The sequence below is a fragment of the Alistipes montrealensis genome (genome assembly GCF_018362775.1).
In the GTDB taxonomy this organism is placed as follows: domain Bacteria; phylum Bacteroidota; class Bacteroidia; order Bacteroidales; family Rikenellaceae; genus Alistipes; species Alistipes montrealensis.
The window spans coordinates 497258-518415 of the sequence record NZ_JAGYXY010000001.1 but is presented as its reverse complement, the minus strand read 5'-3'; the positions used below and the strand labels follow the sequence as shown (position 1 = coordinate 518415).

14 protein-coding genes are annotated in these 21158 nt (G+C 55.4%); 13 read left to right on the top strand and 1 reads right to left on the bottom strand.

Annotated features, from left to right (window positions below; genetic code table 11):
• Window positions 1–9: 9 nt before the first annotated feature.
• The gene (gene ilvD / locus KG007_RS02040; protein ID WP_213347176.1) at window positions 10–1836 is read right to left on the bottom strand and encodes a dihydroxy-acid dehydratase; all 1827 of its coding nucleotides are present in this window, start codon (window positions 1834–1836) and stop codon (window positions 10–12) included.
• 557 nt (window positions 1837–2393) lie between these two features.
• Between ilvD and KG007_RS02035 the strand changes: the two genes are divergently transcribed.
• From KG007_RS02035 to KG007_RS01975, 13 genes are all read left to right on the top strand, one after another.
• Complete coding sequence (locus KG007_RS02035; protein WP_213347175.1) at window positions 2394–2537, top strand: hypothetical protein; 144 nt, start codon at window positions 2394–2396, stop codon at window positions 2535–2537.
• A 101-nt stretch (window positions 2538–2638) separates the two neighbouring features.
• Window positions 2639–3565 carry a homoserine kinase gene (locus KG007_RS02030; RefSeq protein WP_213347174.1) on the top strand — a complete coding sequence of 309 codons (927 nt, stop codon included), beginning with the start codon at window positions 2639–2641 and terminating at the stop codon, window positions 3563–3565.
• A gap of 15 nt (window positions 3566–3580) precedes the next feature.
• A complete protein-coding gene (gene thrC, locus KG007_RS02025) occupies window positions 3581–4873 on the top strand; it encodes a threonine synthase (protein ID WP_213347173.1) in 1293 nt (430 codons plus the stop codon).
• Between the two features lie 136 nt (window positions 4874–5009).
• The gene (locus tag KG007_RS02020) at window positions 5010–6194 is read left to right on the top strand and encodes a hypothetical protein (RefSeq protein WP_213347172.1); all 1185 of its coding nucleotides are present in this window, start codon (window positions 5010–5012) and stop codon (window positions 6192–6194) included.
• Window positions 6195–6475: 281 nt separating this feature from the next.
• Window positions 6476–8593: a GH92 family glycosyl hydrolase gene (locus tag KG007_RS02015; RefSeq protein ID WP_213347171.1), complete on the top strand. Its 2118-nt coding sequence runs from the start codon at window positions 6476–6478 to the stop codon at window positions 8591–8593.
• A gap of 65 nt (window positions 8594–8658) precedes the next feature.
• A complete protein-coding gene (locus KG007_RS02010; RefSeq protein WP_213347347.1) occupies window positions 8659–9384 on the top strand; it encodes a GntR family transcriptional regulator in 726 nt (241 codons plus the stop codon).
• A 29-nt stretch (window positions 9385–9413) separates the two neighbouring features.
• Entirely contained in the window at window positions 9414–10562 is a 1149-nt protein-coding gene (locus KG007_RS02005) for an MFS transporter (protein WP_213347170.1), read from the top strand.
• Window positions 10563–10839: 277 nt separating this feature from the next.
• Entirely contained in the window at window positions 10840–14280 is a 3441-nt protein-coding gene (locus KG007_RS02000) for a glycoside hydrolase family 38 N-terminal domain-containing protein (protein WP_213347169.1), read from the top strand.
• A 19-nt stretch (window positions 14281–14299) separates the two neighbouring features.
• Entirely contained in the window at window positions 14300–15205 is a 906-nt protein-coding gene (locus KG007_RS01995; protein WP_213347168.1) for an ROK family protein, read from the top strand.
• A gap of 28 nt (window positions 15206–15233) precedes the next feature.
• Window positions 15234–16979, top strand: a complete 1746-nt coding sequence (locus KG007_RS01990) for a class I mannose-6-phosphate isomerase (protein WP_249413218.1) — start codon at window positions 15234–15236, stop codon at window positions 16977–16979.
• Window positions 16980–17016: 37 nt separating this feature from the next.
• Window positions 17017–18081, top strand: coding sequence for a hypothetical protein (locus tag KG007_RS01985; RefSeq protein WP_213347166.1), 1065 nt, complete (start codon window positions 17017–17019; stop codon window positions 18079–18081).
• A gap of 42 nt (window positions 18082–18123) precedes the next feature.
• Complete coding sequence (locus KG007_RS01980; RefSeq protein WP_213347165.1) at window positions 18124–20226, top strand: DUF5689 domain-containing protein; 2103 nt, start codon at window positions 18124–18126, stop codon at window positions 20224–20226.
• An 11-nt stretch (window positions 20227–20237) separates the two neighbouring features.
• Window positions 20238–21146 carry an endonuclease/exonuclease/phosphatase family protein gene (locus tag KG007_RS01975; protein ID WP_213347164.1) on the top strand — a complete coding sequence of 303 codons (909 nt, stop codon included), beginning with the start codon at window positions 20238–20240 and terminating at the stop codon, window positions 21144–21146.
• Window positions 21147–21158 lie beyond the last annotated feature (12 nt).

Here is a 21158-nt window from a genome sequence, read left to right as displayed (position 1 = left end):
GATGCGGTTTTATTCTTCGTCTTCGTCGATGATGCGTACTGCGCCTTTGTCGGCCGAGCTGACCAGTTGCGCATAGGCGCGCAGCGAGGTCGGTACGTGGCGGTTGCGGTTTACGGGGCGGAACTGTTTCTGTGCGGCCATGCGGGCGGCTATCTCTGCGTCGTCCGCTACGAGGCGGATCGTGCGGGCGGGGATGTCGATCTCGATCTCGTCGCCCGTACGCAGGATGGCGATCTCCCCGCCCGAGGCGGCTTCCGGCGAGACGTGGCCGATCGAAAGGCCCGACGTGCCGCCCGAAAAACGCCCGTCGGTGATCAGTGCGCAGGCCTTGTCGAGTTTCTTCGATTTGAGGTACGACGTGGGGTAGAGCATCTCCTGCATGCCCGGCCCGCCTTTGGGGCCTTCGTAACGGATGACGACCACTTCGCCGGCCTGCACCTCGTCGGCGAGGATGCCGTTCATGGCCTGTTCCTGCGACTCGTAGACGCGTGCCGGTCCGCGGAAGACGAACAGTTTTTCGTCGACGCCTGCGGTTTTGACCACGCAGCCCGAACGGGCGATGTTGCCCGTCAGTACGGCCAGTCCTCCGTCGCGGAAATAGGCGTGCTCTGCATCGCGGATACAGCCCGCCGTGCGGTCGGTGTCCGGCTCTTCGTAATAGGAGTGCTGGACGCCCAGTTCGCGGCTGTAATGACCTGCCGGGGCGCTCAGCGAACGGCGCCGGGCTGCATCGGAAGCCGTGGGGCTGAGGATGTCGCAGGCCGCTATGGCCTCGCCGAGCGTGCGCCCGTCGACGCGCTGCGCCGAGGTGTCGAGCAGTCCGGCGCGGTCGAGTTCGCCCAGGATGGCGAAAATGCCTCCGGCACGGTTGACATCCTGGATGTGGTAGTGCGAGTTGGGTGCGACCTTGCAGAGCACGGGAACCCGGCGCGAGAGGCGGTCGATGTCCTGCATCGTGAAATCCACTCCGGCTTCGTGGGCCACGGCCAGCAGGTGCAGGACCGTGTTGGTCGAACCGCCCATGGCGATGTCGAGCGACATGGCGTTGTTGAAAGCCGCCTTTGTGGCGATCGAGCGCGGGAGCACCGAATCGTCGTCGTTGAAGTAGTAACGTTCGGCATTGCGGACGATGAGCGCCGCGGCGTCCTCGAACAGGCGGCGGCGGGAAGCATGTGTGGCGACGATCGTGCCGTTGCCCGGCAGCGAAAGTCCCAGCGCTTCGGTGAGGCAGTTCATCGAGTTGGCGGTGAACATGCCCGAGCACGATCCGCAGCCGGGGCAGGCGCAGCGTTCGATGCGCGCGATGTCCTCGTCGCTGCACGTGTCGTCGGCGCCCATCACCATGGCGTCGATCAGGTCGACGCTGCGGTCGCCGAATTTTCCGGCCTCCATCGGTCCTCCCGAGACGAAGACCGTGGGGATGTTGAGCCGCATGGCGGCCATCAGCATGCCGGGCGTGATTTTGTCGCAGTTGGAGATGCAGACCAGTGCATCGACCTTGTGGGCATTGGCCATGTATTCGACGCTGTCGGCGATGATTTCGCGCGAAGGCAGCGAGTAGAGCATACCGTCGTGGCCCATGGCGATGCCGTCGTCGATGGCGATGGTGTTGAACTCCGCAGCGAAGCACCCGAGGGCTTCGATGCGTTGTTTGACATATTGTCCGATCTCGTGCAGGTGCACATGCCCCGGTACGAGCTGGGTGAACGAATTGGCGATGCCGATGACCGGCCGGCCGAATTGTTCTTCGCGCATGCCGTTGGCGCGCCAGAGGCTCCTGGCTCCCGCCATCCGGCGGCCCGTCGTCGTGACGGCGCTTCTGAGTGTGTGTTTCATCTTTCCGTTTTCGTTTCAGTCTCCCGCCGGACTGCGGCCCTGTAATAAAAAAGCCTTTCCCCGGTTGGGAGAAAGGCTTTATTTTGTCGATCAAATATATACGCCACCTTTCTCCCGTTATCTTCTAAGGACGACGAGCAGCAGGGTAATGACGATAATATTCGAATGATTCAGGGCGTTCATTGCCGGTTTTTCTTCTTTGTCTGGACCAAAGGTATGGATATTAAATTATTTGAACAAATAATTTCCTAAAAAAATTTAATATTGTAACAGTCCGGAAGCATATCGTTTCCTTGGGTTTGTAACTGTCTGTGATATATCGTATTTACTTACAATCCGAAAGCTGGTTTTTGGCCTCCGAGTGCGGTTTTAGGGGCTTTTTGCGATCTATTCCGGCTGGGACGCACTGAATGGCTTTCATTTTTTGTTCCCGAAGCGTCTTTTACGGCCCTTTTGTGCTACTCCTATATATATAAAGGGCCGTCTGTGCGGTCGCGTGGTGCTTACAAATTGTTACAATGATTTGGATTATTAAAATATTTGTTTTATATTTGCCGATGATGGTTACCAAACGGCATATAACGACGACAGGACGAGGTTGCGGATTTATCGGCAATCCCGTAGGCTGTGTTTATACCGGTATCTTCACGACCACCACAACTACCACGACGACTACCACGACCCCCGTGGGGGTTCAGTAGTCAATATCCGTCGCATACATGTATGCATATTCCGGCCGAGGCTGCCGGGAGCGGAAGCAGGAAATCAGACAACGGTAGTTTAATTCATCAAAAAAAATGTTATGAAATATATTAAGGTTTTCGCGCCGGGAACGGTTGCGAATCTGGGATGCGGTTTCGACGTAATGGGCCTTACGCTCGACGGAGTGGGCGATGTGCTGGAAGTAGGTGTCGAGGAGAATGCCGAAGGATTTGAAATCCGCAACCGCAGTGGGGTGGAGCTCCCCGAGGATATCGAGAGTAACGTCATTACGCCCGCGGTGCGGGCCATGCTCGAAGCGTACGGCCGTCCCGTGCGTGTCGAAATCGAACTGGTCGAGAAGATCGCTCCCGGCAGCGGTATCGGGTCGAGCGCCGCGTCGTCGGCTGCGGCGGTCTATGGTATCAACGAACTGCTGGGCCGTCCGTTTTCGGGCAAGCAGTTGGTGGAGTTCGCCATGATGGGCGAAGCGCTGAACGGCGGCACGCCCCATGCCGACAATGTCGGTCCGGCCCTGTTGGGCGGTGTGGTGCTGGTCCGCGGTTACGAACCTTTCGACATCGTAAGACTGCCTGTGCCCGATAACTTCTTCTATGCCGTGGCGCATCCCGGCATCGTGGTCAGCACCAAGGACGCGCGCGAGGTTCTGCCCAAGCAGATCCCCCTGTCGAATGCCATTACGCAGTGGGGCAACGTCGGCGGACTGGTCGCCGGGTTTGCATTGAGGGACGTGGCGCTGATCGGCCGTTCGATGCACGATGTCGTTGCGGAGCCTTACCGCAAGGGATTCATTCCCGGTTACGATGCGTTGAAGGAGCAGGTGCTGGCCGGAGGCGCGCTGGCCATGAATATCGCCGGATCGGGTCCCTCGGTTTTTGCCCTGGCATCCAATTACGAGATCGCCGTGCGGATTTCCGAAGCGATGAAGCGGCATTTCGAAGGGCAGGGAATCGGTTGTAATATCTATGCGGGCCGTGTGTCGAATGCCGGGGCGCGGGTTATCGTATAACAAAAACGGACGACGATGAAATTTTACAGTACGAGAGATACCGAATATGCACACGGCTGTTCGCTGCGCGAGGCCGCGCTGATGGGACTGGCTCCCGACGGAGGACTGTTTGTTCCGGAACGGATTCCACAGGCCGACATGGCGGAGGTGGAGCGTCTGGCCGCTGAATCGTATCCCGCATTGGCGGGCTATCTGGCCGGGCTGTTCTTCGGCGACGATTTCGATTCGCAGGTCATGCAGCGGGAACTGGATGGCCTTTACGACTTTCCCGTACCCCTGCGCGTAGTCGGGCGGGGGCGTTATACGCTGGAACTGTTCCACGGTCCGACCTGTGCTTTCAAGGATTTCGGCGCCGGGTTTATGGGCCGGATGATCGGTCTGCTGGGCGCCGCCGATGAAAAACTGGTGATCCTCACCGCCACGTCGGGCGATACGGGCAGTGCCGTGGCGCACGGATTCTACAACGTGCCGGGCGTCGAGGTCGTGGTGCTCTATCCCGAAGGGAAAATCAGCCGCCTGCAGGAGTGCCAGATGACCGCACTCGGCGGCAACATCCATCCGCTGCGCGTCGCCGGAACGTTCGACGACTGCCAGCGGCTCGTGAAGGAACTCTTCGCCGATGCGGCGTTCCGCTCCCGGCGGCGGGTAACGTCGGCCAATTCGATCAACCTGCTGCGCTGGATTCCGCAGGCGTTTTACTATTTCTACGGTTATTGCCAGTGGCGGCAGGCCACGGGCGGCGACCGCCCTGTTGTCGTAGTGCCGAGCGGCAACTACGGCAACCTCGCCGCAGGTATGCTGGCCCAGCGCATGGGGCTGCCTGTCGGGGGCTTCGTCGCCGCGTCGAACGTCAACGATGTCGTACCCGAGTTTATCCGCACGGGTATCTACCGCCCGCGGCCTTCGGTGCGGACCCCGGCCAATGCGATGGATGTCGGTGCGCCGAGCAATTTCGAACGGATGCTGTGGCTCTGCGCCGGAGATCCGGAGATGCTGCGCGCCGAACTGGCGGGATTCCGCTGCGACGATGCGTGCATCCGCCGCACGATCGACGAGTTGTACGAGCGTTACGGCTATTTCTCCGACCCGCACAGCGCTGTCGGCTATGCGGCCTCGATGGCTTTGAATAAGCCGGGTTTCTACCTTTCTACGGCGCATCCCGCCAAGTTCGGCGAGGTCATCGAGTCGGTGACCGGAACCCGGGTTCCGCTTCCGGAGCGGTTGGAACGACTCACGCAACGGCCCCAGTCCTCCGAACCGCTGGCGGTCGACCTTGCCGCCCTCGAGGAGTTCGTTGCAAACGTCTGAGAAGAAAGAACCCCCGACTTCTTCAAGTCGGGGGTTCTTTCTTTTTATTTCGTTTCGGGTTGTATTTTAGGTTGCTTTTGTTTATATTTGTTGCGAAAAAGCAAACAAACTGTTTCCTAACGTAAAAAAACTTCCGATGAACTTCAAACGTCTGCTTCCGTTGCTGATCGTTCCGTTGTTGCTGACGGCCTGCCCGTCCGGCGCTAATCGTGCGAAAAACGCCCCCGACCTGAGTAAACTTCCGCGTGAAATCCGCTCGGGCGAGCAAGGTCCGTTCCATGTGCAGGGCATTGCCGTCGACCTCGAACGCGGCTACATTTATTTCTCTTTTACGACCAAACTGCTGAAGATGGACCTCGAAGGTAATTTGATCGGCAGTGTGGACGGTGTGACGGGCCATTTGGGCTGTTTGACGATGAATCCTGCCGACGGACGTGTTTACGGTTCGCTCGAATACAAGGACGATGTGATCGGCAAGGGTATCCGCAGGACGCTCGACGCCGGCCAGGTCGCTCCGGAAGATGAAAAGGACCAGACGGGTTTCTACGTTGCTATTTTCGATGTAGACCGCATCGATCGTCCCGATATGGATGCCGAGAAGGATCACGTGATGACGACCGTCTATATCAAGGAGGCCGTAGACGATTATTTCGCAACGGCGGAGAACGGCGGTCGGACGGTCGAGCACCGGTTCGGCTGCTCGGGTATCGACGGCGTGACGTTCGCACCCCGCTTCGGCAGCAAGGAGGGCGGCGATTATCTTTATGTGGCTTACGGCGTTTACGGCGACACGCTGCGTACGGACAACGATTACCAGGTGCTGCTCGCTTACGATACGAAGGATTGGAAGCGCTTCGAGCAGCCGCTTTCGCAGAACAATCTCCATAAAAGCGGTCCTGCGACGCCCGACCGCAAGTATTTCGTCCGCACGGGCAACACCTCGTGGGGAATCCAGAACCTGGCTTACGATCCGGCGTCGGGAAACTGCTATGCCGCGGTTTACAAAGGTAAAAAATCCCAATACCCCAATTATTCGCTCTTTGTGATCGACGGCGGCAAACCTGCCCGAAAGGAACTTTTGCAGGGTTTCGATACGCCTACCGAAGGCGAGGTGCTCTCGTTGCTTCCTGCCGGAAAATCGGTCGACGGCATCTACGGCTGGGATTTCAAATGGGGAACGACCGGCCTGTGTCCGCTCGGGGGAGGTTATTTCTACATCTCGCAGAACGCCCGGTCGAAGGAGACCAAACAGCAGAGCAGCACCGTCTGCCTTTATCGGTGGACCGGCGATGCAGATGCTCCCTTCCAGTTGGTCGAATAATCGTTTTCAACAGTAAAACTACCCGGCTGCTCGCAGGAGCAGCCGGGTAGTTTTTTTATTCGGATGGCATTATTGCCCAGCGAGAAGCGAGTTGCATGCCGTATGATTGTCTGCGACCTTGCCGCCCGGGACGCGGGCTTGTCCGGCAATTTTTTCCGGGAAAAGTTTAGGTGTGTTCTTAAGTCTTATTTTTTTATATTTTGAACATATCGTTTGATTTTTCGAATATTTTGCGTTTATTTGCATGAACATATTGGAGTTTATCAATACATATTAGTGCAATGGGATTTTTACGAACGCTGATTAAAGTATCTTGTCTGGTATTCTTTTTATTCTGTTTCAATACGTTGTGTTATGCAGTCGCTCCGGCGGACCGGGTCGATATGTTTATGGGTGTGTACGGGCGGAGTAGTTGCGTGATCGGGCCGCAGCTTCCCCACGGGTCGGTAAACCCCTCCCCGCAGACCCCGAAAGGCGGGCATGATGGTTACGATCCTGCGCAACCGGTCCGGGGATTCGGACAATTGCATGTTTCGGGAACCGGTTGGGGGCGTTATGGGCAGGTGTTTATTTCTCCCCAGGTGGGATTCGACCCCTCGGAAGAGGGGCACGATTCTCCGAAGTCGGACGAAAAGGCGACACCTTATTATTACGGCGTAACGCTCGACCGGTATGGAATCCGGACCGAAATTACCCCGACCCATCATTGCGCGGTTTATCGCATGACTTTTCCGGGACGGGACGACCAGCATATTTTGCTCGATATCGCCCATAATCTTACCCAGCATATCGTGCCTTTTGTCGGCGGGCGTTTCCAGGGCGGGGAGATTCGCTATGATGCCGGAAAATCCCTGTTGACGGGATTCGGCCGCTATTACGGCGGATTCGGCAGCAAACTTCCTTACGAGGTCTATTTTGCCGTAAAACTGGATGTCGCGCCGCGGGAGGTGAAGATTTTTGACGACGGGGCGAAGTCGTTGTATGCACAGATCAGTCTGCCTGATGGAGAGAAGCGCGTTCGGTTGGATGTCGGGATTTCGCTTAAAAGCACCGATAATGCGCTTGCTTTTCTGGAAAAAGAGACCGATGGCCGCAGTTTCGATGCGATTCGTACCGACGCTGAAAACAGTTGGAACCGCACGCTTGGAAAGATACGCATCAAAGGCGCTTCCCCCGAGCAGGAGGCGTTGTTTTATACGGCCCTTTACCACAGCCATGTCATGCCGCGCGACCGAACGGGGGATAATCCCCGTTGGGAGAGCGATATGCCTCATCTGGATGACCATTACTGCGTTTGGGATACCTGGCGGACCAAATATCCGCTGATGATCCTCCTCGAAGAGAGTTATGTGGCTCGTACGATCAATTCGTTCATCGACCGTTACGCGCATAACGGAATGTGTCAGCCGACGTTCACCAGTTCGTGGGATGGTCCGAAAAAACAGGGTGGTGATGACGTGGACAATATTATCGCCGATGCGATGGTTAAAGGAGTGAAGGGGTTCGATCCGCTTCAGGCATATGAACTGATCAAATACCATGCTTTCGAAGAACGGAGCGATGATTACCTGCGTTTGGGCTGGCAGCCCGAGACAGGGGCGATTATGAGCTGCAGCTACGAAATGGAATATGCTTATAATGATTTCTGCGCAGCGGAAGTAGCGGCGATAATCGGCGATACCGAGCGTGCGGAATTGCTTCGGAAGCGTTCGCGTAACTGGGATAAGATTTTCAATCCGGAACTGGAAAGCCGGGGCTTCAAGGGGTTTATCGCTCCGAGGCGTGAAAACGGCGAATGGATCGATATCGACCCCGCGAAACACTATGGTTCCTGGCTGGAATATATCTATGAGGGAAACTCTTGGATCTATACGCTTTTCGTCCCGCATGATTTCGAACGCCTTGTTTCGCTGTGCGGCGGTCGTGAGCGGATGGTGAAGCGGCTTTGCTGCGGGTTTGACAACCGCTTGATTAACCTGACGAACGAGCCGGGCTTTTTGTCGCCTTTCATTTTCCATCATTGCGGGCGTCCTGACTTGACGGCCCGTTACGTGCACCGGCTGCGTGAAAAGGATTTTTCGCTGACGCGGGGTTATCCCGATAACGAAGATAGCGGAGCCATGGGGGCGTGGTATGTATTTACTTCGATGGGGCTTTTCCCGAATGCCGGTCAGGATTTCTATTACCTCTTCACACCCGGTATTCCCGAGGCGGTCTTGACGATGGAAAATGGGAAAAAACTGATCGTGAAAGCTCCCGGTTTGTCCGCGGAGCGCAACGAAGTGGATTATATCACGCTCGACGGCCGGAGGCTGGAGCATCCCTGGCTGCGCCATGCCGACATAGCCCGGGGTGCTGAGATCGTGTTTTATCTGAAAAAGGCGCGGCCGGAACGATAAGAATTGCCGTCCGTGATTTTTTTACTATATTTGTAATAAACAGAAGGATGCTCGACAAGATGAAACTGCAACTCGATCCCACGTCGTCCAAGCCGCTCCATTTGCAGGCTGAGGAGTTATTGCGGAAATTAATTTCACAGGAGGAATACCGGAACGGGAAATTGCTTCCCAATGAAGTTGAACTTTCGCGCGAGATGAATATATCGCGCAATACGCTTCGGCAGGCTATCAATAAGTTGGTTTTTGAGGGGCTGCTTGTTCGCAAAAAAGGTTATGGGACGACGGTTGCACCCCAGAATGTGATGAGCAATGGCCGCAATTGGCTGAGTTTTTCGCAGGAAATGTATTCTATGGGAATGACTGTCAAGAATTTCGAGTTGCATGTCAGTTGGCAGTTGCCTCCCGGACGGGTTTGCGAATTTTTCAAATCGGGCGAAGAGCAGAAATTGCTGTGTTTGGAACGTCTGCGTGGGCGGACTGACTTGGCCTTCGTCTATTTTGTTTCGTTTTTCAATCCCGGCATTGGCCTTAGCGGGGACGAGGATATGTCCCGGCCGCTGTATGAAACGCTGGAAAAGAGTTACGGTGTCGTGGTGAAAACTTCGCGCGAAATGATCAGTGCCCGCAGCGCGAATGCTGATATCGCCCGGAAACTCGATATTCAGGAAGGTGATCCCATTCTGGTACGCGAACGATATGTATTCGATATGTATGATGTGCCTGTGGAATATAATGTGGGGTATTACCGTGCCGACAGTTTTACCTATTCCATCGAATTTACCAAGGAGTAGTTTCATTTCATTAGCTTAAAATAGTTCCAATGAATAAATCGATCGGAAAAGTACTGCCCGTACTTTTCGGCTTTTTCGTGATGGGTTTCTGTGACGTGGTAGGTATCTCTACCAGTTATGTCAAAGCGGATTTCGGCCTTAGTGAAACGCTGGCCGGGTTTATCCCGTCCATGGTATTCCTGTGGTTCCTGTTGCTTTCCGTGCCGACGGCTATGGTGATGAATCGTCTGGGGCAGAAGGTTATGGTGCAGATCAGTAATGTAATAACGATCGTAGGTATGCTCATTCCGTTTGTATCGTATGGACTGGTTACCTGTATGGTGGCTTTCGCGCTGTTGGGAATCGGCAATACGATCATTCAGGTTGCGCTCAATCCGCTGCTGGCCAACGTCGTCAGGGGCGATGCCCTTACCAGTTCGCTGACTGTGGGGCAGGTTGTCAAGGCCGTATCTTCGTTTTTAGGGCCCTTCATTGCGGCGTTCTCTGCTTCGGTGCTCGGGAACTGGCAGTATTTATTTCCGATTTTCGCAGGAATCACCCTGCTGTCTGCACTGTGGCTTCAGGTGACATCCATCGATGAGGGGCCTATGGCCGGAAAGGCTTCCACTTTCGGAGAGACATTCGGCCTGCTGAAAGACCGCACCGTTTTTTTGCTTTTTCTGGGTATTGTCTTTATTGTGGGGACCGATGTCGGGATGAATACCGTGGCGCCCAAACTGCTGATCGAGCGCTGTGGTTTTGCCGTGCAGGATGCCGGATACGGTTCGAGTGTCTATTTTCTTTGCAGGACTGCCGGTGCGCTGATTGGATCGGTGTTGCTGGCCCGACTGTCGGATATCGCTTATTACCGGATTAACATCCTCTTGGCATTTGTCGCCATGATTGTGCTTTCTTTTATGGAGGGAACGGTGGCGATTCTGTCGCTGGTCGGCTTGATTGGGTTTGCCTGTTCGAGTATTTTTCCGGTTATCTATTCGGTGGCCCTGCGTATTCGGCCTGATAAGGCTAATGAGATTTCAGGTCTGATGATTACCGGGGTTTTTGGCGGCGCCGTGATTCCGCCGCTGATGGGGGCCGTCGCAGATGCTGTTGGCAGCCAGGTCGGATCGCTGGCCGTGATTTTAGGGTGTGTTATTTACTTGATTTTCTGTTCCCTGTTGCTGAAGCCGGTTCGCTGATATATTAATATATGTATATACAAAGGCCCGGTTGGAGGAAACTCCAACCGGGCCTTTGCTGTCTAAATGCAACTTTTGAGGCTGTTATTGATCTGTGATAAAATATTTTGTCCTTTTAATGGTAAAAAAATAATCACAAACCGGCTCTTTTTTTTGTTATTAAAAATTATATGCATATCTTTGTATGAACATATTGCTATATGTATGGCGGATATTGCGCCGCAATTGAGGCGGAGTGTCGCATCCATTTCAGGTGTAAAACGAAAACAGTTAAAAAATGAAGATTTCCTACCGGCATTTTCTGTTGTGCATTGTGTTTGTATTCAGTTGCTTGCATATTGCTTTTTCGAAGGATTACGTCGTGTGGCGACTTGGCGGGAAAGATGCTTCCTGCCGGGAATTCGCCTTGAGTGATGTTGCCTATTCGGATTTCTCGAAACGTTATGCATGTGTAACTACGATCTGCCAAATCGGTGCGGATGACAGCCGGAGTATTCCTTGTGCGTTTCCCGGGCCGAAAGACGTGTGGGCCGGAAGGCAGGGCGGTGAATTGCTGATTCGTTTCGGCGTCGGCCGGATCGCCCCGCAGACCCGGGTGCGGCTGATGCTGGATTTTGTGGAGGTGCATCCCTATTCGCCTCCCGTGCTGGAGATATCGGTAAACGGGTTTCGGACGAAAGTTGAAACTCCTGCCGGAAAAAATTCCAGCTATTTCCAGAGTTGGACTACCGATTCGCAGAACCTCGCAGTCAGTGTGGAACTGCCGGAAGGTACGTTGCAGGCCGGAGAAAACAGGCTGTCGATCCGCAACGAGTCGGGGAGTTGGGTCGTCTGGGATGCCCTGACCCTCACGGCAAATGCGAATGTGACTACCGTGAAATTGCGTGACAGGGTGGAATTGCTCGGGGTGAAATCTTCCCCTGCCCTGATGTACGGAAAGGACCGGGAACTGTTGCAGCCGGTGCGCATGCAGATTGCCAACTGGGGTGCGGCTCGTGAGGCTGAGTGGAGTTTCGATGGCCGGAAAGGCGGGGCGATCCGCCTGAAACGCGGCCTGAACCAGGTTGAAGCCGGAATTCCCGAAAGTTTCTCGGGCCGGGAGGTAACCGTGGCCGTGCAGGCTGGAAACAAACCGGCCGGCTCCGTCCCCGTCTTGTTGGATACGGTCGGCAAATGGACTATTTACCTTGTGCAGCATACCCATACCGATATCGGATATACCAAACCGCAGACGGAGATTCTGACGGAACACCTCAGGTATATCGACTATGCTGTCGAATATTGTGAAATGACGGAAAACTATCCCGACGACTCGAAATTCCGGTGGACATGCGAAACCGCATGGGCTGTAAAGGAGTGGCTGCGGATCCGTCCGGAGGAGCAGGTGCGCAAGTTCATGAAATACGTACAGAATGGACAGATCGAAGTGACGGCCATGTTTTTCAATATGTCGGAGCTCTCCGGTGAAAATGCTTATAAGACCTTTCTCGCCCCGGTGGGCATGTTCAAACAGCATGGTCTTCCCGTTTCAACGGCTATGCAGAACGATGTGAACGGGGTGGCGTGGTGTCTGGCCGATTACCTGCCCGATTTAGGCGTTCGTTACCTGACCATGGGTTCGAACAACCATCGGGCGCTTATTCCGTTCGAGGGCCCGACCGTCTACAAATGGGAGTCGCCGTCGGGCAAGTCGTTGATTTCCTATCGTTCCGACCATTACAATACCGGCAACCACTGGGGAATCGAACGTGGCGATATGGGAACTTTTTCCGAAGGCGTGTTTGGTTATATCGCCAAACTGAAACGTCAGCGATATCCTTTCGATGTCGTTTCTGTGCAGTATTCGGGCTATTTTACCGACAACTCGCCCCCTTCGGCCAAGGAGTGCGAACTGATTCGTGCCTGGAATGAAAAATATGCATGGCCGAAACTGCGGAGCGCCCTGATCCGGGAGTTCCTTGACGATGTTGCTTCGCGTTATGCCGATGATCTGCCCGTGTACCGTGCCGCCTATCCCGATTGGTGGACGGACGGTTTCGGGTCGGCTGCCCGGGAGACCGGTGTTTCCCGCCGTACCCAGTCCGATCTGCTTACCATCGAAGGCATGCTTTCGATGGCGGTATTCCAGGGCCGGAAGCTTTTCTCCGGCGTGAAAGAGGAGGTTCGGCGCATTCATGAAAACCTGCTGTTTTATGATGAACATACGTTTGGCGCGTCGGAGAGTATTCGCGATCCGATGTCGGAGAACAGCCAGGTGCAGTGGGCGCAGAAAGGCTCCTATGCCTGGGAGGGGCTGAAAAGCGCGCAGATGCTTTACGAGGCGTCCGTCGGGTTGCTGCAACCCGAGTTGCGTCGCTCGGCACGTCCGACGATCACTTTTTTCAATTCGCTCGGCTGGCAGCGTTCGGGACTGGTTCAGGTCTATATCGATTACGAGATCGTACCGATCGACCGGGCTTTCCGGATCGTCGACGAGCACGGGCAGGCGTTGGATGTTCAGCCGGTGCGCTCGCGCCGTGAGGGTCGTTATTATGCCATTTATGCCGAGGACATTCCGGCACTGGGCTATCGCACTTATGAGATCGTGCTGGACGAAGGGACAGCGCCCGAACCCGGGCGGATCGACAGGACGGACCATGTCGTTGAGAACGATTATTATCGGATTACGTTCGATCCCCGGACCGGAGCCATAAGCAGCCTGGTGGATAAGGATTTGGAACTCGAAATGGTCGATCCCGAATCGCCGTGGCAACTGGGGGCATTCGTTTACGAGTCGCTGGAGAATGATCGCAAGCAGATGGAGCGCCATCGTTTTGAGCATTGCAAGCGTTCCGGACTGACTGATGTCCGGTTCGTCTCGGCGACTGCCGGCCCGATTTATCAATCCGTTAGTTTTGTCGGGAAGTCGCTCGGGTGCGAAACGAAATCCGGGGTCAAGACGGAACTCCGGTTATATAACCATACCAAGCGGATCGAGCTGGCCTATTCGATGAGGCGGCTCCCGGAAACCGAGCCGTCGGGCATCTACGTTGCTTTCCCGTTTCGGTTGGAGGGTGCGAAACTGCTGTTTGACGTTCCGGGCGGAATGGTCAGCTCGGGTGAAAACCAGATTCCGGGGACTTCGGCCGGCTGGAATACGGTACAACATGTCGTTGCGGCGCGTAACGGTAAGGCGCAGTTCCTGGTGGGGTGCGATCAGGTTCCGCTTTTCCAGCTCGGAAGCCTGCTCGACGATCCCTATCAGATTCACAAAACCTACGATAAACCCCATGTTTTCTCCTGGGTAATGAATAACTACTGGACTACGAATTTCCGCGCTTCCCAGGAAGGCGAATTCCGATGGAGTTATTACATGACCTCCGGGGAGGATGTTTCCAATTCCACCGCTCTGCGCTTCGGAATGGGTGGACGTGTGCCGCTGTATGCCCGTGTCGTCCCGGCCGGCAAGGAGAACGGAAAGTCGTGGGAACGGTCGAATTTCCGGATCGAGGACCCGAATCTGGTTATGACCTCGTGTTCTCCGGCAGCAGCGGACGGTTCCGTATTGTTGAATATCCGGGAGGTGAATGGTGTTCCGGCCCGGTTGATCCTGACGGGGGAAGACGGCAGGCCGATCCCGTTCGAGGTCGTGAACGTCGTCGAAGAAGGAACCGGGGAGCGTGTTTCGCAGCTCGCATTCGAACCGTACGGAAACCGGTTTGTCCGGATCCAATTGTAAGGAAAATCTCTAACCGATTATGAATATGATAGCCAATTATGCCGTGGGTGTGGACATTGGAGGCAGCCATGTGTGTTCGCGTGTTGTCGATCTGACTGTCCCGAACGGCAGTGAATATCCGGCGATAGAGACCCCTGTCGATTGCAGGGCCGGCGCTTCGGCCGTCCTGGCGGCCTGGGCGGAGAATATCCGCCGGGCGATCGATGCGAGCGGGCTGGGGACGGTGCGCAACGTGGGGCTGGCTTTCCCGGGACCGTTCGATTATGGACGAGGTGTTTCCCTGATCCAGGGAGTCCGCAAGTTCGATCGGCTTTATGGTCTCGATGTTACGGAATCGCTATTGGCCCGTTTGGACGGGACGGGAGTCGAAAAGTGTCTTTACGTCAACGATGCGGCCGCGTTTGCCCTCGGGGAGTGTTTCTGCGGGGCGGCAAGCGGAGCCGGCCGCGTGATGGCCCTGACGCTGGGGACGGGCTTCGGCTCTGGGTTCGTGGCTGCGGGCCGGCTTTTGACAGATGCGCCCGAGGTTCCCGCCGACGGATGGGTCTATTGCCTGCCGTTTGAGGGCGGGATTGCCGACGATGCTTTTTCTACACGTTGGTTCTGCCGTCGCTATAAGGCCTTGACTGGCCGGGAAGTCGCCGGGGTCAAGGAAGTGGCTGGGCGTGCCGGTACGGAGACCGAAGCCCGGCAGGTTTTCGAAGAATACGGTCGGCGGTTGGGTGAATTTATCCTTCCTGTCTTCGACCGTTTCCGAGGCGATGTGCTTGTATTGGGTGGCAATATTGCCCGGGCATATCCGCTTTTCGGTCCGGCTCTCGAGGGGCGGTTGGCCGATGAAGGGCGAAAGCTCGATATCCGGCTGTCATCGTTGTTGGACCGGGCGGCCATGGTCGGAGCCGCATCATTGTTTTCTGGGAATTGAATTTGATATGAACGAGTTGAGACAAACTATGCAACGCCTGCTTCCCGTCGAGAAACCCGGGGTAGCAGAGGAGGGTTATGACATTTATCCGGTCCATGATTTGGCTCCGGGAAAAATATATTGCGATTACGCATCGCTGGCACGGAAGATTGCCGGGGCGAAGCGGGTGGCAGTGGACGGATTCGTCGGAGTTGACTTCGCCTGCTTTGCCCGCGAGCTGAACAAGGCCCTTGTGGCTATCGGCGTGCACGCCAACTGGTGGAGCATGAGCGCTGCCATGCGTTCGCCCGGGGAGATCGAAGCGTTGGTGGCTCCTTTTTTGGGCGGAGACGACCCGGTTTTCGGATTTCGTACGTCGCTGGAACTTTCCGATTTTCTGGACCCGGAGAAACTCGGCCGAATCGTGCCCGACGACGAAGCGGAAATGAATATCCTGACAGGAATAGGAGCTTCGCTGGCCGGTTGGGACGGTACGCTCATCTACATCGACATCCCGAAGAACGAAATCCAGTTTCGCGCTCGTGCCGGCAGTGTTACGAATTTCGGCGCACAGGCTCCAGACGCGCCCAAAAAAATGTACAAACGGTTCTATTTTGTAGACTGGGTCGTTCTGGGCCGTCATAAGCGGAGTATCCTTCCCCGGATCGATGTGATCGTGGACGGGCAGCGGGACGGCGAGATAACCTGGACTACGGGCGATGAACTGCGTGCCGGGCTTGACCGCCTTGCGTGCAACGCTTTTCGTGTGCGGCCCTGGTTTGAGCCGGGGGTATGGGGCGGACAGTGGATCCGGGAGCATATCCATATGCTGCCGCACGATGTGCCGAATTATGCCTGGTCATTCGAACTCATCGTTCCTGAAAACGGAATTATCTTCAGCAGCGACGGTAAGATGCTCGAAGTGTCGTTCGATATGCTGATGTTCTGGGCGGGGCGTGATGTGGTCGGAGCCGAATGCCATGCGTTGTACGGCGATGAGTTCCCGATCCGGATGGATTACCTGGATAATTTCGACGGGCGAAACCTCTCCATCCAGTGTCATCCCCGACGGGAATATATCCGGAAAAACTTCGGAGAGGTCCTGACCCAGGAAGAGACCTATTACATCCTTGATAAGAAGGACGATGCTGTGGTTTACCTTGGTTTTCAGGACGATGTCGATCCGGAAGCGTTCGAGCAGGCGCTAACCGAGAGTCACCGCTCGGGGACCGAACTCGATGTGGCGCGCTACGTCCATGCCGAGCCGTCCGCACAGCATGCCCTGTATCTGATTCCTCCGGGAACGCTCCACAGTTCGGGCCGTAACAACCTGGTGTTGGAGATCAGTACCACGCCTTATATTTTCACCTTCAAAATGTACGACTGGTTGTCCCTTGATCTCGATGGCCGCCCGCGTCCGCTCAATATTCGCCGGGCGATGGAGAATCTTTGTTTTGACCGAAAAGGCGATGCTGTGGAGCGGGATCTTGTCGCGCATCCCCGCCTGGTTGAATCGGGCCCGGATTGGGAAGAGTGGCATTTGCAGACACATCCGGACCATTCGTATGATGTCTATCGATACAAACTGCAATCGACGGTGGAGGTGTGTACGGAGGGGAAATGCCATGTGCTGAATCTGGTTGAAGGCGAATCCGCCGATGTGCAGACCGCCGGAGGCTCGTGTTTCCATCTTCACTATGCCGAAACGTTGGTCGTATCGGCGGCGGCCGGCTCCTACCGGGTGATTAACACTTCCGGCCGTGAAATCATGTTCGTCAAGGTCTTTATGAAATAGCCATCAAATCAAAATACCAACTGCTAATTTTATTGTTATGGATCGAAAAATTATCCGATTGAATTTTCCGCTGTGGAATGTCAAAGGCTTGTGGCTTTTGCTGTTCTGCGCTGTGCTTACGGCCGTGCCGTCCTGCAAGGACGACGACGACTTGCTCCGTAAGGATTTTCTGATCGTGTCGGATTCGCTGACCAGGGAGGCGGTTTCCGCCGTCAACTGCCGGGTCGACGAGGGCCGGGACACGCTCTATGTCCATTCCAATGTCCCTTATGAGATTTTTTTCCAGACTGCGGACGAGGAGTCCGACTGGCTCAGGTATGAAAACAAGGGATTCGATGCTGAGGCCCAGGCCGATATGATCGTCCTTCACTATAAGCCGATGGGGGAATTTTACAAGCGCCGTTCCGGGACGTTGAGTTTTACCTCGTCGGATAAGTATCTGGGTGCATTTGTGACGGTCAGCCAGGGGTTCGGAACGCTGCTGTGCGAAGAGTTTAATTGGCTGAACTACGGCTACGACTATCCTTGGGATGCCGAGGACGAACGCCGTATCGACAACTGGACCACCACGCAGAAGAATTACGGATGGACCTCCACCGAACTCGAAAGCACCGGGTATCCGGCGCTGTATGGACGCATCGGCTGCGTAAAACTCGGCGATACGAAAAACGGCGGCGACCTGATAACTCCCAACGTGACGAGCATCATCGTCGATTCGCTCGTCATGCTGCGCTTCCGGGCCGTAGGTTTCTGCGAGAAAGACGGAACGAAAGATGCCAATCAGTTGCAGGTGAGTGTGATCGGCGGCGGCGCTTTCAAGGGCGGCAAAACGACCCAGGTGCTCGAACTGGGCTATTACGATCCGGCTGATCCCGATGTCGTCTCTTCGATGTGGGACGATTCCGATTATGTGCTTTACCTGGTCAATACCGAAACCAATCCTTTTACCGGCCATACGCAGATCCGGTTCGCCGGGGGTGATGCCGAGTTGACAGGAGGCCGGAAGAACCGTGTCTTCCTCGATAATGTCCAGTTGTACGCACTGGATGCGGAGACGTATTACCTGCTCAACCCGGAAGAGAAACCGAAAGAACGCCCGTAGTTCCGAGCCGTGCTGACAATGATGATCATAAAACAGACCGGAATGAACTTCATGGAACGGATTTGCCGATATATCGGGTCGTGGACGCAATTGCTTGCGATGCTGGTAATTCTGACTCTTTGGTGCGGGTGCGGCAAGGATGATGCGGCCGAACCTGTCGGGTCATGTGGAAACCGGGAAGTATTGTTGGGTATAGACAAGGGCGTCAGAACGATCCGCGTTGCCGCCGGCGACAGTTGGTCGGCCTTTGTCTCCCCCGATTCGAAATGGATCTGGATCGATGGTCCCGATTCGGGGCAGGGCGAGGGCCGAATCACGGTCGGATATAAGGCAAACGGTGTTTTCCCCCGGATGGCCGCGCTCGTAATAAGCTCGGGATCGCTCCGCGATACGATCTTTCTGAAACAATACGGGAAGACCCCTGTACTCGAATTCGTGACGGCAGAAACTGAAGTCGCAGGAATCGAAGGACGGAAAGAGCTGGCAATCACCACTAACCTGCCGTTGTCGCTTGCCGGAAAGGTGAAATTCTCGATGACGGAAAACGGAAAACCGGCAGACTGGATTACGGACTGCAAAATCGAAAACGACCTGAAAACGTTGAGTTGCCACATTGGTGAATCCTGTTCCGAAGCGCCCCGTCAGGCGACCCTCGCTATCTCGTTCACAGACGATTGGGGCGCGGTCTACGATTCTGAATGCCTTATTTCGCAGGCCGGCATTGGGGGAAGTTCCCGGACCCGGAAGATTACCTTTGCCGATTTGAGGGGAATGCTTGCCGGCGCTGAGGGCTCGCTCCTTATCGAGGAGGATATTGCGCTGGAAGGTGTCGTTGTAAGCGACTGTGGCAGCGCCAATGTCGCCGCCAATCCGAACCTGACGGCTATAAAGATCGATTATGGAGAGAATGCAAGGACGGCTTACCTCCAAAGCGAGGATGGCGCATGCGGCATTTGCTTGAAAACCAAATCGGAAGAGGTTAATACGCTGCGGCGGTACGACCGTCTGGAACTCTGGCTCAAGGGGTTGACGCTCCGGAAAGAGTCCGATCCCGAGCGATATACGCTGACCGGTGTCGGTTACAGCCATTTGATGGAGGTAACCGGGGGCAGCGCTTCCGACGCTGTGCGGAAAGAGCGTGCCATTGCCGATTTGACCGATGCGGACCTTTACACGTATGTCACGCTGAAGGCGTGCGAAATTCCCGTCCGCGAAGGAGGACTGACTCCGATCAACGAAGGATATGCTTCCGTGTACGGCGCAGGCCGTATCGATTGTTATCCGCGCCTGATCCGGGACGAAAAAGGCGGCAGTATGTTCCTGATGACTAATGTGGGCTGCGGATTCCGCCGCGACGGCGTCGGCCTGCCCGCAGGTTCGGGGACTATTTCCGGTGTCATCGTGCACGAGAAGTTCTGCCGGTTTGAGAAGGACGGCAATATCGGCCGCTACCAGATACGCCCGCTCGAACGGGATGACATTGCGTTGAGCGGCAATTCTGGCGACGGGTTTTCACAGTTGATCGCCGAATGGAGCGTTCCCCGGATTACGAACAATGTCGTTTCCCCGGTTTTCGGTGCGGGAACGATTTCCCACACGTCGGGAAAGGCTGTTTATGCGTCGTCGGATTACAGCCTGCCCGGCCCGATCACGGGGAAAGTAGAGCTTGATAACAAGGGCAGTGTCCCGGAAGGCGGTTTCTCTAATGCGAACTGGTGGGATCGGGTCAACGACTGCGGTGAAGGCTGGGTGATCGGTTTTTCCACCCGCGGTATTACGGCCGGTCGGTTGTCGCTGCAGTTCGCGACGGTTAACCTGTCCGTCGGCGCCCCGCGCTACTGGGTGGCCGAATGGTCGGATCACGGTTCGAAATCGGGCGTGTGGAACGCTGTCCGGGAGTATACGGTTCCCGATATTGCACAGTGGTCCAATACGCTTTTGACTCAGCTTCCGGGACATAAGAACGTGAATATTGACTTGCCGTCGGAGATGCTCGGCAAGGATGCGGTTTATGTGCGTCTGCGGGCTGCGCGCAACAGCGCAGGAACCGCTAGTTCCTATGACGGCAGTACCATTGTGAACGGAGCGGCCAATACGCTCTCCTATCTGGCGGTCCGGTACGACAACGTGCGAACGAATCCATAAAAAACGAAACCATGAATTTTTACCGAAATTCCATATGCTTCCTTCGCTTGTCGTGGTTGGTGCTGGCGGTCTGCATAGCAGCTTCCTGCGCAGATGACGGGGGACAGGGCGAATACCTGTCCGCCGAACCCGAGGAGAACCTTGCGGTCGATACGCTGCGTCTGGTCAGTTACAATATTCTGGAAGGGATGAAGTTGGACCAGACAGCCGGAAAGACCGAACTGGCAGCCTGGGTGCGTTCGATGAATCCCGATATTTTGGCGTTGCAGGAGGCAAACAAATTCACGCAGGAGTCGTTGGAACGGCTTGCTGCAAGTTACGGCCATTCCTATGTCGTTACCAATATCAAGAAAGGCGACAACTATCCGGTGGCGCTGACTTCGAAATATCCGGTCGAAGTGGTCGCAAAAATAACCGAAGGCGTGTCTCATGGAGCTATCCACGTCCGAATCAAAGGCGTGAATATCGTGGTGCTGCACCTCTGGCCTCATGCGACCGGTTCGAACGGCTATCCCGACGGCAATTCCTACCGGATGGGTGAGATAACGGCTTTTCTCGACGGTACGCTGAAGGCTCATCCCGGGGAGACCCGGTGGCTGATGATGGGAGACTTTAATTCGGTTTCCCCGCTGGATGTCGATGACCTGCCCGGAGGCGTTGGGCTCAACTACGACGTGCACAACAAGATACTGGGTAGCGGCTATCATGACCTGATGCGTTCCTACCGCGGATATTTTATTCCGTCGTGTCCCACCGCAGCATTTGCCGGAGGGAACGATACCCGTATCGATTTCATTTACGGCAGTAGCGCGATGCTTTCCGACATGACCTGCGTGGAGACGCTCCGGGACGACTTTACCGATACCCGTTCCGATCATTATCCGCTGATGACGGAATTCCGGGTGTATACAACCGAATAATTTCATTGATTT

What these genes read in the sequence shown, in the direction of transcription:
- ilvD (WP_213347176.1), bottom strand. Translation starts at nt 1,836, where the DNA reads ATGAAACACACACTCAGAAGCGCCGTCACGACGACGGGCCGCCGGATG.
- KG007_RS02035 (WP_213347175.1), top strand. Translation starts at nt 2,394, where the DNA reads ATGATGGTTACCAAACGGCATATAACGACGACAGGACGAGGTTGCGGA.
- KG007_RS02030 (WP_213347174.1), top strand. Translation starts at nt 2,639, where the DNA reads ATGAAATATATTAAGGTTTTCGCGCCGGGAACGGTTGCGAATCTGGGA.
- thrC (WP_213347173.1), top strand. Translation starts at nt 3,581, where the DNA reads ATGAAATTTTACAGTACGAGAGATACCGAATATGCACACGGCTGTTCG.
- KG007_RS02020 (WP_213347172.1), top strand. Translation starts at nt 5,010, where the DNA reads ATGAACTTCAAACGTCTGCTTCCGTTGCTGATCGTTCCGTTGTTGCTG.
- KG007_RS02015 (WP_213347171.1), top strand. Translation starts at nt 6,476, where the DNA reads ATGGGATTTTTACGAACGCTGATTAAAGTATCTTGTCTGGTATTCTTT.
- KG007_RS02005 (WP_213347170.1), top strand. Translation starts at nt 9,414, where the DNA reads ATGAATAAATCGATCGGAAAAGTACTGCCCGTACTTTTCGGCTTTTTC.
- KG007_RS02000 (WP_213347169.1), top strand. Translation starts at nt 10,840, where the DNA reads ATGAAGATTTCCTACCGGCATTTTCTGTTGTGCATTGTGTTTGTATTC.
- KG007_RS01995 (WP_213347168.1), top strand. Translation starts at nt 14,300, where the DNA reads ATGAATATGATAGCCAATTATGCCGTGGGTGTGGACATTGGAGGCAGC.
- KG007_RS01990 (WP_249413218.1), top strand. Translation starts at nt 15,234, where the DNA reads ATGCAACGCCTGCTTCCCGTCGAGAAACCCGGGGTAGCAGAGGAGGGT.
- KG007_RS01985 (WP_213347166.1), top strand. Translation starts at nt 17,017, where the DNA reads ATGGATCGAAAAATTATCCGATTGAATTTTCCGCTGTGGAATGTCAAA.
- KG007_RS01980 (WP_213347165.1), top strand. Translation starts at nt 18,124, where the DNA reads ATGAACTTCATGGAACGGATTTGCCGATATATCGGGTCGTGGACGCAA.
- KG007_RS01975 (WP_213347164.1), top strand. Translation starts at nt 20,238, where the DNA reads ATGAATTTTTACCGAAATTCCATATGCTTCCTTCGCTTGTCGTGGTTG.